The organism is Bowmanella dokdonensis, assembly GCF_017254865.1.
In the GTDB taxonomy this organism is placed as follows: Bacteria; Pseudomonadota; Gammaproteobacteria; order Enterobacterales; family Alteromonadaceae; genus Bowmanella; species Bowmanella dokdonensis.
This window is the reverse complement of sequence record NZ_JAFKCV010000019.1, coordinates 1-12,477: the sequence shown is the minus strand read 5'-3', so window position 1 is coordinate 12,477 and position 12,477 is coordinate 1. Positions and strand designations below refer to the sequence as shown.

Here is a 12,477-nt window from a genome sequence, read left to right as displayed (position 1 = left end):
ATCAGGAATTTGTTTTTATGACGCAACAGAAAAAAGAAAGCCTGTCAGCTCTGATGGATGGTGAAGAGTCCGCCAATGGTCTTTTCAGCGACATAGGGCAAGATCAGGGGCTGCAACAGACCTGGCGTAACTATCACCTTATCCGGGATGGTTTGCGTAAGGAACTGCCCTCCAGCCTGAATTTCGACATCAGCGCCAGGGTAGCCGCTGCGATAGAGCAGGAGCCGGCCATACTGGCACCGAAGAAGCGTTTGCGTGATATTCCCGTGGTGGGGCAGGTTATCCCTCTGGTTCGCCAGGGTGGCCAGTTTGCCATTGCGGCGTCTGTGGCCGCTGCCATGATAATCGGTGTTCAGCAACTGAACCAGCCGACGCCTGAGCAACCTTTCAGTTCTGCGCCGGCGTTGCAGATTCCTGGCATGCAGGCCGGTGGTCTTTCTCCTGTCAGCCTTGAGCAGACACGTTCTCTGCCCCCGGCTGCCGATGCCCTCGAGCAGAAGCGCCGAATCAATGCCTACCTGACAGATCATCAGAGGCAAATGCGTTTGAAGGCCCAGCAAGCCAAGGAATCAGAGTTACAAGAGTCCGAAGTTGAGCCGCAGCAGAAATAATCTTACCCGTTCCTGGTTGTGGCTGTTGCTCTGTTTACCCTTCAGCCTCGCTTCGGCCCAGTCAACTGACAGCGCCGAAGCCTGGTTGCAAAAAATGGCCGGTTCCCTCAAATCCCTGAATTATCAGATCTCTTTTGTGCTGCTTCAGGCCAACGGTAACTTCGAACCTTATCTTTGGCGACATGCTGTGCTGGATGGGGTGGAGATGGAGCACCTGAGCCTGCAAAACGGCCCTGGCCGGGAAATTGTCCGGGTAGGTGATCAGGTCAGTTATTTTGAGCCCAACGTCCCCGCCTATTCATTGCAATCAGAAGTGATTAACGGCCCGCTGCCGGTTGAACTGCTGCGCAAGCCGCAACTGCTTGGTGGTAGCTATGAAGTGGTTATGGTGGGTCGCAGCCGGATATCGGGACGACCCGCCCAGCAATTACGTATCGTCAGCAAGGATAAGAGCCGTTATGGTTTTAATCTGTGGCTCGATCAGGAAACCGGCCTGATTCTGAAGATGGATATGATGAGTATGGAAGGGGAACCACTGGAACAGGCCCAGGTCACCTCTTTGCATGTGACAGAGCAGCCCGATGCCTACTTTTCCCGTATCGAAGTGGGTAAACTCCCCGAAATGATCAGCGTCCCGGATATCAGCGAACATCCCCGATCTTTGCAGATCGGTTGGCTGCCGGTGGGAATGACCGAAGTCCGGCGTGATATGCACAGACTGCCGCTGACAGGTCAGGTCGTGGATTATGTGATGCTCAGTGACGGCCTGGTGGATGTTTCTGTCTATCGTCAGTCTGTCGATCCTGGTTCCTCGGAAAATGGCTGGCTCAAGTACGGCGCTAATACCTTGATTTCACTTCAAAAAGGTAACCACGAAATTACCGTGGTCGGTAAATTGCCGCCGCAAACGGCCAGTGCCATTGCCAACAGTGTGGAGTATCTTGAGGTGGGCAAGTGATCGAAGAGCTTGGCACGATCAAAGCCGTTGACCAGGATCACATCTGGGTTGAAACCCTCATCAAGACCACCTGTGGCGGCTGCGTGGCCAACCAGCAGTGTGGTACGGGTGCCGTTGCCCGGTCACTCTCACCTAAAAGCCAACTGCTTATCTTCCGCTGTGAAGGCCCTGCCAGGGTCGGACAGCAGGTCAAGTTGGGTATCCCGGAAGAAGCCCTGCTCGGGGCTTCCGCGCTGGTTTATCTGGTGCCGCTGGTGGTGCTGATCCTCAGCGCCTTGCTGGGACAGTTGTGGCTGCCCGGTTTGGGGTTTACCCATGAACTCTGGACAGTCCTGCTGGCTTTTGTTGCCACCGCCCTGACCTTTTTGCATATTCGTCGCCATCTGCGCAGCGACTCCCAGATGCAGTATCAACCTAAACTGCTGGAAATCCTGCCAGGTCAGGGTGAGGCCATTTCCTTCCGGCAAGTCTCAGATTCCTGAACATTCTCCTTCATTCCACTGCCTTAGTGATCGGTCTCCAACCCTGCATGGCTGTGATTCTTTAGCTGAGAACGACCCGGACCAGTGGCAAAGTTAAGCCCGTGCTGGAGAACAAGATCGCAATGCTTGGCGGAAAACGGTAAAATCGCCGCCCATACGCCGTTATCAAGAAACGGAATCCCTAGTCAATTGACCTTAAGCAGGAATGTCAGACAACAGCATGCAACTCAAGCATATCCGCAATTTTTCCATTATTGCCCACATTGACCATGGCAAGTCCACCCTCTCCGATCGCCTCATCCAGCACTGCGGTGGGCTGACCGACCGTGAAATGGCTGCCCAGGTGCTGGATTCCATGGATCTGGAACGGGAGCGTGGCATTACCATCAAGGCCCAGAGCGTCACACTCCAGTACCAGGCCAAAGACGGCGAAACCTATCAGTTGAATTTTATTGATACACCCGGACATGTGGATTTCTCCTATGAGGTATCCCGCTCCCTGGCGGCCTGTGAGGGTGCCTTGTTGGTGGTGGATGCCGGACAGGGTGTGGAAGCCCAGACCCTGGCCAACTGTTACACCGCCATCGATATGGATCTGGAAGTGGTGCCAATCCTGAATAAGATAGACCTGCCCCAGGCCGAGCCCGATCGGGTGGCTGCCGAAATCGAGGACATAGTCGGTCTTGACGCCATGACAGCGGTGCGCTGTTCGGCCAAGACCGGGGTTGGCATCGAAGAAGTATTGGAAGTGATTGTCAGGCAAATCCCGCCGCCGGAGGGGAATCCCGACGGGCCCCTGCAGGCATTGATCGTGGATTCCTGGTTTGACAATTACCAGGGCGTCGTCTCATTGGTACGGGTCATCAATGGTGAAATGAAGGCTGGCGACAAGATCAAGATCATGTCCAACGGTCAGGTTCACCAGGTGGACAAGATTGGTATCTTCACACCCAAGGCCACCGACACGGGGACATTGCGCACCGGAGAGGTGGGCTTTGTGATCGCCGGAATCAAGGAAATCCACGGCGCGCCGGTTGGCGATACCATTACACAGTCAAAACAGCCGGCCGATAAAGCCCTGCCTGGCTTCAAAAAGGTTAAGCCGCAAGTCTATGCAGGCATGTTTCCGGTCAGCTCCGAGGACTATGAGGATTTTCGCGATGCCTTGTCAAAATTGAGCCTTAATGACGCCTCGTTGTTTTTTGAGCCCGAGAATTCTACGGCGCTGGGTTTTGGCTTCCGTATCGGCTTCCTGGGCATGCTGCACATGGAAATTGTGCAGGAACGACTGGAACGCGAATACGATCTGGATCTGATCACTACCGCTCCCACAGTGGTCTATGAAGTGACCACCACCCGGGGGGAAACCCTGCAGGTGGATAACCCTTCCAAGCTGCCGCCGGTAAACGATATTGAAGAGATACGCGAACCCATAGTCGAGGCCAATATCCTTGTCCCCAAGGATTACCTGGGTAATGTGATCACCCTGTGCGTGGAAAAGCGGGGGGTGCAGACCCATATGACTTATCACGGTAATCAGGTGGCGATCACTTACCAGTTGCCCATGGCCGAAGTGGTCATGGACTTTTTCGACCGGCTCAAATCCACCAGTCGCGGCTTTGCTTCACTGGACTATAACTTCAAGCGTTTCCAGTGCGCAGACATGGTGAGGCTGGATATCCTGGTTAACGGGGAACGGGTGGATGCCCTGGCGGTCATCACCCACAGAGATCATGCTCAGTACCGCGGGCGGGAACTGGTGGAAAAATTGCGCGAGCTGATCCCCAGGCAGATGTTCGATATCGCTATCCAGGCGGCCATCGGCAACCATATTATTGCCCGCAGTACGGTCAAACAGTTACGTAAAAACGTTATCGCCAAATGCTATGGTGGTGACGTAAGTCGTAAGAAAAAGCTGCTGCAGAAGCAAAAAGAAGGGAAGAAACGGATGAAGCAAGTGGGCAATGTGGAACTGCCACAGGATGCCTTCCTGGCTGTACTGAAAGTAGGAAAGTAAATGGCAAATTATTTCTCGATATTCCTGGTCATAGTCACCCTGGCATCGGGGTTGATCTGGCTGGCCGATGCCCTCCTGTGGGCCCCCAAGCGCAAGGAAAAGCTGGCCATGGCTAAGGCCAGCAACCAGGCTGAGCTGGATGATGAGACCCTGCAGAAGATTGCCCCTGTGCCTTATCTGGTGGATACGGCACAGCAGATCTTTCCGGTAATCGCCTTCGTGCTGGTGTTGCGCTCCTTTTTGTATGAGCCATTCCAGATCCCATCCGGCTCCATGATGCCCACCCTGTTGGTGGGGGATTTCATTCTGGTGGAAAAATTCTCCTATGGCCTCAAGGACCCGGTAGCGCGCAACAAGTTCGTTGAACTGGGAGAGCCGGAGCGTGGCGATATCGTGGTATTTAAATATCCGGAAGACCCCAATATCGACTACATCAAACGGGTCGTGGGCCTGCCGGGTGATACAGTGGTGTACAACAACAAGCAGGTATTTATCAAACCTGCCTGTGATGTGACCCAACAGGCCAAATGTCCGGATATGCAGCCAGTGGAATTGACATTCGAACAGCGTGGCGAGTTTTTCCAGGATATGGTGCCCCTTGAACGTTTTACCGAACAACTGGGAGCGGTGAGCCACCAGGTGTTACGTAATCCTGCTGTGCCGCCCCATCCACAATTTTATTATCAACAACCTGGCACTGCCGCTGGGGAGTTTCTGGTGCCAGAAGGGCAGTACTTTGTCCTGGGAGATAACCGTGACAACAGCCGCGACAGCCGTTACTGGGGGTTTGTGCCGGATGCCAACCTGGTTGGTAAGGCCGTGGCCATCTGGATCAGTTTCGAATTTGACCGGCCACCCAGCAGTTGGGTACCCGGCTGGATCCCTACCGGCATACGCTTCGAACGTATCGGCGGTATCGACTAGATGGATTATCGTCGCCTCTGCAAGGCGTTGGGATATCGGTTTAAAGATGAGGCCAGTCTGGCCCTGGCGCTGACCCACCGCAGTGCAGCCAAGCAGCACAATGAAAGGCTGGAGTTTCTGGGCGATTCGGTGCTGGGGATGGTGGTGGCCAAGGCCCTCTACCTGCGTTTTCCCGAACAGCCAGAGGGCAAGCTGACCCGCATGCGGGCGAGTCTGGTGAAAGGAGACACCCTGGCCGAGCTGGCCCGTGAATTCGAACTGGGTGATCTTCTGAAGCTGGGGCCCGGCGAATTGAAAAGTGGCGGTTTCCGCCGCGATTCCATTCTGGCTGATGCCATGGAGGCCATCATCGGTGCGCTCTATCTGGAAGCCGGACTGGAAGAGGTGGAAGAGCGTATCCTCTGTTGGTACGAAGGCCGCATCGCAAACCTCGATCCCAATGTGCATCCCAAGGATCACAAGACAAGATTGCAGGAATATATGCAGGGCAGAAAACTGCCACTGCCTGACTATGAAGTGATAGAAATCAAGGGCAAGTCTCATGATCAGACCTTCGTTATAGAATGTCGGATCGGGGAACTGGCTGAACCGGTCAGAGCCAAGGGCAACAGCCGTCGACGGGCCGAACAACAGGCCGCCAAATTACTGCTGGAGAAGCTCAGCAATGCAACCTGAACACACTTATTGCGGTATGGTCGCCATCGTCGGCAGACCCAATGTGGGCAAATCCACTCTGCTGAACAAACTGCTTGGCCAGAAAGTCAGTATTACTTCCCGAAAGCCCCAGACAACACGGCACCGGATTCTGGGTATCGATACCGAAGGACAGTATCAGGCTGTGTATGTGGATACCCCTGGACTGCATAAGGAAGAAAAGCGTGCTATCAACCGCCTGATGAACCGGGCAGCCTCCAGCTCACTGAATGATGTGGGTCTGATACTGTTTGTGGTGGAAGGCACCCGCTGGACGGAAGACGATCAGATGGTGCTGTCTAAAATACAGGCCAGCGGGGTGGATTGCTGGTTGCTGGTCAACAAGATCGATCAGATTAAGGACAGGGAAACTTTGTTGCCCCATCTGCAATGGCTGGCAGGGCAGTATGAGTTCAAGCAGGTGATGCCGGTTTCCGCAAAGCAGGGCAGTAATGTGGAAAAACTGCGCGAGCTGGTACAGCAGGCCCTGCCAGAGTCGGAGTTTTTCTTTCCCGAAGACTATGTCACTGACCGTTCCTCGCGCTTTATGGCCGCTGAGATTATCCGCGAAAAGCTGATGCGCTTTACCGGAGATGAATTACCCTATTCCATTACAGTGGAAATTGAACAGTTCAAGCTGACCGAAAACGGTGTCTACCAGATCAATGGCCTGATCCTGGTGGAGCGGGATAGCCAGAAGGCGATGGTTATCGGCAAAGGGGGGCAGCGTCTGAAGACCATAGGCCAGGAAGCCAGGCAGGATATGGAGAGGCTGTTCGACAACAAAGTCTTTCTGGAAATGTGGGTCAAGGTCAAGTCAGGCTGGGCAGACGATGAACGGGCCCTGCGCAGTCTTGGCTACGGAGAGGACAAGTGAGGAGAGAGGAGTAAGGTGTGAGGACATCCGCCCTCTGCCCCCATACCCCTGTATCAATCCCCTCACTTCAAAAAGGGGTTAACTATGTTGGAAAAGCTCGCTGATATCCGCCGTGAATACAGTCGCGGAGGATTGGACCGGGACGACCTGAACCCGGATCCCATTCTGCAGTTCGAATCCTGGCTTAAAGATATTATCGCCGTGGGCATCCCCGATCCGACGGCGATGACAGTAGCGACAGTGGATCCTCAGGGGCAGCCGTCCCAGCGTATTGTTTTGCTCAAGGATGTGTCGGAGGCGGGTTTTGTTTTCTATACCAATCTGGGCAGCCGCAAGGCACAGGAGCTCAAAACCAATGGCAAAATTTCACTGCACTTTCCCTGGCACCTGATTGAACGTCAGGTGAAGGTATGTGGTACTGTCGAGCCCCTGTCCAAGCTTCAGGTGAGCAAATACTTCCTGACCCGTCCCCGTGAAAGCCAACTGGCTGCCTGGGCCTCGCAACAGAGCCGACCCATTTCCACCCGGCAGATGTTGATGAGCCAGTTTCACCAGGCCAGGGAAAAATTCGCCAAAGGAGAGATTCCCTTGCCGGACTTCTGGGGTGGATACAGGGTCATCCCACATGAAATAGAGTTCTGGCAGGGGGGCGAGCACCGATTGCATGACCGCTTTGTCTATCGCCGCCAGTCTGGCCAGGACTGGCAGATCGAACGTCTGATGCCTTAAACTTTCGCTAGTGACAAGTGACAAGTGACAAGTGACAAGTGACAAGTGACAAGTGACAAGTGACAAGTGACAAGTGACAAACAGAATTATCGACAGCCATTGTCATCTGGATTTCTCTGCCTTCGATGCGGACAGGGACCAGGTGTTGCTGGCGGCAGTCCAGGCCGGAGTAGAGCATATTGTCGTTCCTGGTGTGTCGGCCAGCCAATGGCCTGAACTGATAGGGCTGGCGAATAGGCATGACAGACTCTCTTTCGCCCTTGGCTTGCATCCTTACTTTCTTAACGAATTTAAACCCGAGCATCTGACCCGGCTTGACAAGCTGTTGGAAGAACAGCGGGGCAGGGTAGTCGCAGTGGGCGAGATAGGATTGGATTTTGCCCTGGATCTGGATGCAGCCTTTCAGGAACGGGTGTTTGAAGCCCAATTGCAACTGGCCGGACGCCACCAACTGCCGGTCATCGTCCATCATCGAAAGTCCCATCATCGCATCCTGTATTACCTGAAGCGAACCGGATTCAGTCAGGGGGGCGTGATTCATGCCTTTTCCGGCAGCCTGCAACAGGCTCAAGCCTATATTGAAAGGGGGTTCATGCTGGGGATTGGCGGGACCATTTCTTATAAAAGAGCCGGCAAGACCCGTGAAGCGGTCAGTCAGTTACCCCTGGATGCCTTGCTGCTGGAGACGGATGCGCCGGATATGCCCCTCTGTGGGCGGCAAGGGCAGCGCAACAGCCCTCAATACCTTCCCAGAGTGCTGGATGCACTGGAGGCGTTGAGAAAGGAAAACCGTCAAACCCTTGCCAGGCAAACCCGACAAAATACTATCGGCCTATTTGACCTCAATAACCGTTGACTGGCGGGCCTGGAACAACTTCCGGTAGCGGAACTTGTAAAACGCACGGGTAATCAGCACGCCAACGCAGAACGCCAGAAACATCAGCAACTGACTCTGTTGCCAATGGCTTTGGCGGTATTGCTGATAATGACGCATGACCTGATCCCTGTCCATGGTCAGGCGGATGTAGGCGACCAGTTGTTCGTTCTGAAACACTTCCTGCACGTAAACCAGCGGCTTGATCCTGGCACGGCTCTGGAAGCGTTCCAGCAGGGGTGTGCGGTCGCCCACCTGCAGCAGCAGTTCGCCTTTTTCATTGTGCAGTGTGGCGCTGAGCACGTGGTTGTCCTCTACCAGTTGTGTCAGAGTCTGCTGGACCAGACTCAGGTCGTCTTCCTGCATCAACTGGGCGGTCAGCTTGGCGCTGTGGGAAATCAGCGTCTGGCCCAACTGGTTGGCCTGCGCATGGAGAATTTGTTCATCCTGGCCGTCACTGAACAGCCAGAGATTGATTGCCAGCACGGCCGCCGTCAGCGCCAGGACCAGGTTGGCCAGACGCTTGTAGATATTGTAGGTGCTGGGCAGTTCCAGCTCCCTGAGTAGCAGATGCTTGTCTTTCATAGGCGATACAATAAAACACCCCAACCTGATTGCATAGCGTGTAAGTGGCTTCCCGCTCAGCGGAGCACGCCATTGCGGCGCAGTTCATCCAACTGCTGGCAGGATAAACCCAGTTCATCATGAAGAATACTGTCTGAATGCTCTCCCAGTTTAGGGGGCGCCGCACCGTATTGAATGGAGCTTTCACTGAAGCGGATGGGATTGGCCACGAACGGCACCGACCCCTCCCCCTGGGAAAAATGCCTTTGCATCTGCCGGTATCGTATCTGGGGATCGGAAAACACCTGTTTAAGATCATTGATGGGACCACCGGGGATTGATGAGGCTTCCAGCGCGTCCAGCCAGTATTGGCTGTCCTGCTGAAGAAGGAGCGGTTGAATATAACCGACCAATTCGGCCCGGTTCCGCACCCTGGCCTGATTGGTGGTAAATCTGTCGTCTGTAGACCATTCTTCCCGCCCCAGCAGTTTGCAGAAACGGGCAAACTGACTGTCATTGCCAATAGCCAGGATGATATAGCCATCGGCGGTGGCAAAGCTCTGGTAGGGCACGATATTGGGATGACTGTTGCCCTGACGAAGCGGACTCAAACCCGTGGCCAGGTAATTCATCGCCTGGTTGGCCAGACTCGCCACCTGCACATCCAGCAGGCTCAGGTCGATATGCTGTCCCCGTCCTGACTGCTGGCGGTACAACAATGCTGCCTGGATGGCATTACAGGCATACAGGCCAGTCAGCACGTCGGCCAGCGCGACTCCGACTTTCACCGGGCTGCCGTCGGCCTCCCCGGTGATGCTCATCAGCCCGCCCATGGCCTGGATCATAAAGTCATACCCGGCCCGGTGGGCATAGGGTCCATTCTGGCCAAAGCCGGTGATTGAGCAGTAGATCAGCTTCGGATTCAGTGCTTTGAGGCTGGTGAAATCCAGACCGTATTTTGCCAGTCCATCGACCTTGAAGTTTTCCACCAGCACATCCGCCCCGGTAGCCAGTTGACGCACTATCTGCTGGCCGGATTCGCTGCTGATATCCAGCGCCAGGGAACGCTTGCCCCGGTTGGCGGCATGAAAGTAGGCGGCGGTCTGTTTTTCTCCCAGGAAGGGGGGACCCCAGCCACGGGTGTCATCGCCCTGGCGGGGATGTTCAATCTTGATTACGTCGGCACCGAAGTCAGCCAGCATCTGGGTGGCCCAGGGGCCTGCCAGGATCCGGCTCAAATCCAGTACTTTGATCCCGCCCAGGGCGGTGCGGTTGATGTCCTGCATGAAACTGCTCTGTTTGGCTTTGCCGCAATGCTACTACGACTTCGGGCTTAGGGCACCGAATGATTGGATTATGAGCACCAGAGCCGGCCTGAAATCCGCTCAGCCAAGGCGGGGCTGAAATCTTCCCAGACTGCCCCAGCCTTTTCAGGATTTAGCCCACTAAACTCGTGACAAGGCCTGGATTGCCTGGAAAGATTTCAGCCTCCGCTGGTGGTCATAATCCAATCATTGGCGCTCTAGTGTCGCAATTGGCCCAGTTTTGGGTAGAATCCTCAATCCTCTTGTGAACGGCCATTTCAGGATCTTCCAGTGACAGAATTGCAATTAACACCCCAGCAGATGCTCTCCAGTCATTTTTTCCACCAGTTGTTCAGTATTCCCGGACTGGCGCTGGAAAAACTCGGCCAGAACCGGCTCTGTACCAACCTGACCGCCGGGCAGATGGGCGGCCTGGCTTGTCAGATTGGTGAGGCGTCAGCCGTGGTCGTTGATTCCAGTTGGTCCCTGGCGGAGCTGGTGGTGCGTGCCCAATCCCTGAATCTTGAAAAGCTGTATACGCTTCAGCAGGCCCTCGCCAGTTGGATTAGTTTCGTCCGTCTCCAAGCCTGGAGGCCGGTTCCCGACGAGCAGGATCTGGCCGTTCTGATTGAGGTCCGGCTCCATCCGGACGGACTGCCGGACGGTACCTTGCACCGGATGGCATTGAGCCATCAACTTGAGCTTAATCTGTTGGGCGAGCGGCCGGTACTGAGCCGCCCCGGTCTGCTGGTGATGGATATGGACAGCACTGTTATCGAAATGGAGTGTATCGACGAGATCGCCCGCCTGGCCGGCGTAGGAGATGAGGTCTCCCAGGTCACCGAACTGGCCATGCAGGGCAAGCTGGACTTCGCCCAGAGCTTGACCCGGCGGGTGGCGTGCCTGAAGGGAGCCGATCAGGCCATTATTCAGCAGGTCCGTGACGCACTGCCACTGATGCCCGGCCTGGAGCGCCTGATCCGTGTTCTCAAGTCCCATGGCTGGAAGGTCGCCATCGCCTCGGGGGGCTTTACCTTCTTTGCTGATTACCTCAAAGAGCGTTTGTCGCTGGATGCGGCGGTGTCCAACCTGCTTGAGGTACAAGAGGGTAAACTGACCGGCCGGGTCAGCGGCGAGATTGTCGATGCCAAGGTCAAGGCCAGCACATTGAAAGCCCTGGCTGAGCGATTCTCTGTTCCGCTGACTCAGACCCTGGCAATGGGGGATGGGGCCAATGATTTGAAAATGATGGACGCGGCCGGATTGGGTGTCGCCTATAAAGCCAAGCCGGTGGTGTTGGATCAGGCCGGCGCTGCCATTCGATTCGGCGGCCTGGATGAGGCCCTCTACCTGCTAAAACCATGACGCTCAGCTATCAATCCCATTACCTGGAGGGTGACGGACACAGGTTGCACCTTTGTCATATCAGTCACAATGAGAATGCTGCCGGCCCGGCAGTACTAATGGTGCATGGCTCGATTGAGAACGGCCGCATTTTTTATAATCACAAAGGCCGGGGGCTGGGCTGTTTTCTGGCCCGCCAGGGCATGCAGGTGTATGTGCTGGATCTGCGTGGGCGCGGGTTGAGTACACCAAAGATTGCCAGAGGCCACCTGCACGGACAACTGGAATCTATTTGCGAAGACATTCCCCGGGCCATGGCGTTTGTCGCTGCCCGCCGTGGCCGCTTTTGCACCGTTGCTCATTCCTGGGGCGGGGTATTGCTGATGGCCTGCCTGATTCGTCAACCCCACTGGATAGACAGGGTTGAGCGGCAGGTGTTTTTTGGTACCAAGCGCACCATCCGGGTCCATAATCCGGAGCGATGGTTGAAACTGGACCTGATCTGGCGCAACCTGGCCCCTCTGGTGGCAAGAGCCAAGGGTTATCTGCCTGCGCGGCAAATGGGCATTGGCGCCGACAACGAAACCCGCAAGATGTTGCGGGATACCAACCTCTGGGTACGCTCCAGTCACTGGCACGATCCTGATGACGGCTTTGATTACCAAAAGGCGGCGATGGGTTTGGGGTTGCCGCCGACCTGGTTTGTTACCGGCTTGGCGGACTATGCCCTGGGGCATTATCGGGATATGCGTGATTTTATGCAGGAGCTTGGTGTCAGTGACCATCCCCATTCGCTGCTCAGCCGCAAATCAGGCTGTCTTCATGATTATGATCATATCAACATCCTCACCCATCCGGACTGCGAGAAAGATCACTTTCCCAGGGTCAGTCAGTGGCTCAGAGAAGGGAGTGGCAGCTAGTGGGCGGTTTTCAGAAAAATGTTGATATAACAAAAAGATAAGTCAGGATATGTTGATCCGCCCCTGAAAAAGTAGACACCTTAATTCAAGAGGTAAGGTGTTTATGAAAGTCACCACAAAAAGACGTTATTCGATGGACTTCAAAATAGCCGCCGTGCAGAAGTCCATCTCTTCTCCTGA

The 12,477-nt window shown here is 55.0% G+C and carries 13 protein-coding genes; 11 read left to right on the top strand and 2 right to left on the bottom strand.

Going from position 1 to position 12,477, the window contains the following annotated elements; translation table 11 throughout:
• Positions 1-17: 17 nt before the first annotated feature.
• From J0A66_RS19825 to J0A66_RS19785, 9 genes are all read left to right on the top strand, one after another.
• Positions 18-611: a sigma-E factor negative regulatory protein gene (locus J0A66_RS19825; protein ID WP_206575598.1), complete on the top strand. Its 594-nt coding sequence runs from the start codon at positions 18-20 to the stop codon at positions 609-611.
• The gene (locus tag J0A66_RS19820) at positions 592-1,569 is read left to right on the top strand and encodes a MucB/RseB C-terminal domain-containing protein (RefSeq protein ID WP_241264336.1); all 978 of its coding nucleotides are present in this window, start codon (positions 592-594) and stop codon (positions 1,567-1,569) included. Before J0A66_RS19825 ends, J0A66_RS19820 begins: the two co-directional genes overlap by 20 nt.
• On the top strand, positions 1,566-2,051 hold the full coding sequence (locus J0A66_RS19815) for a SoxR reducing system RseC family protein (protein WP_206575597.1): 486 nt from the start codon (positions 1,566-1,568) through the stop codon (positions 2,049-2,051). Before J0A66_RS19820 ends, J0A66_RS19815 begins: the two co-directional genes overlap by 4 nt.
• A 220-nt stretch (positions 2,052-2,271) precedes the next feature.
• On the top strand, positions 2,272-4,068 hold the full coding sequence (gene lepA, locus J0A66_RS19810) for a translation elongation factor 4 (RefSeq protein ID WP_206575596.1): 1,797 nt from the start codon (positions 2,272-2,274) through the stop codon (positions 4,066-4,068).
• Positions 4,069-4,992: a signal peptidase I gene (gene lepB, locus J0A66_RS19805; protein WP_206575595.1), complete on the top strand. Its 924-nt coding sequence runs from the start codon at positions 4,069-4,071 to the stop codon at positions 4,990-4,992.
• The gene (gene rnc, locus J0A66_RS19800; protein ID WP_206575594.1) at positions 4,993-5,667 is read left to right on the top strand and encodes a ribonuclease III; all 675 of its coding nucleotides are present in this window, start codon (positions 4,993-4,995) and stop codon (positions 5,665-5,667) included.
• Positions 5,657-6,562 (top strand): GTPase Era, encoded by a 906-nt coding sequence (gene era, locus J0A66_RS19795; protein WP_241264335.1) that lies wholly within the window; start codon positions 5,657-5,659, stop codon positions 6,560-6,562. Before rnc ends, era begins: the two co-directional genes overlap by 11 nt.
• An 84-nt stretch (positions 6,563-6,646) precedes the next feature.
• The gene (gene pdxH, locus J0A66_RS19790) at positions 6,647-7,291 is read left to right on the top strand and encodes a pyridoxamine 5'-phosphate oxidase (protein WP_206575593.1); all 645 of its coding nucleotides are present in this window, start codon (positions 6,647-6,649) and stop codon (positions 7,289-7,291) included.
• Between the two features lie 73 nt (positions 7,292-7,364).
• The gene (locus J0A66_RS19785; protein WP_338143929.1) at positions 7,365-8,147 is read left to right on the top strand and encodes a TatD family hydrolase; all 783 of its coding nucleotides are present in this window, start codon (positions 7,365-7,367) and stop codon (positions 8,145-8,147) included.
• Here the strand turns inward: J0A66_RS19785 and J0A66_RS19780 are convergent.
• Both J0A66_RS19780 and J0A66_RS19775 read right to left on the bottom strand, forming a co-directional pair.
• Positions 8,124-8,750, bottom strand: coding sequence for an AhpA/YtjB family protein (locus J0A66_RS19780; RefSeq protein WP_206575592.1), 627 nt, complete (start codon positions 8,748-8,750; stop codon positions 8,124-8,126). The two genes, J0A66_RS19785 and J0A66_RS19780, sit on opposite strands and share 24 nt — an antisense overlap.
• Before the next feature lie 56 nt (positions 8,751-8,806).
• Positions 8,807-10,015: a CaiB/BaiF CoA transferase family protein gene (locus J0A66_RS19775; protein WP_206575591.1), complete on the bottom strand. Its 1,209-nt coding sequence runs from the start codon at positions 10,013-10,015 to the stop codon at positions 8,807-8,809.
• Positions 10,016-10,324: 309 nt separating this feature from the next.
• Between J0A66_RS19775 and serB the strand changes: the two genes are divergently transcribed.
• Positions 10,325-11,398, top strand: a complete 1,074-nt coding sequence (gene serB / locus J0A66_RS19770; RefSeq protein WP_338143927.1) for a phosphoserine phosphatase SerB — start codon at positions 10,325-10,327, stop codon at positions 11,396-11,398.
• On the top strand, positions 11,395-12,297 hold the full coding sequence (locus tag J0A66_RS19765; protein ID WP_206575590.1) for an alpha/beta fold hydrolase: 903 nt from the start codon (positions 11,395-11,397) through the stop codon (positions 12,295-12,297). The genes serB and J0A66_RS19765 overlap by 4 nt, the downstream gene beginning before the upstream one ends.
• Positions 12,298-12,477 lie beyond the last annotated feature (180 nt).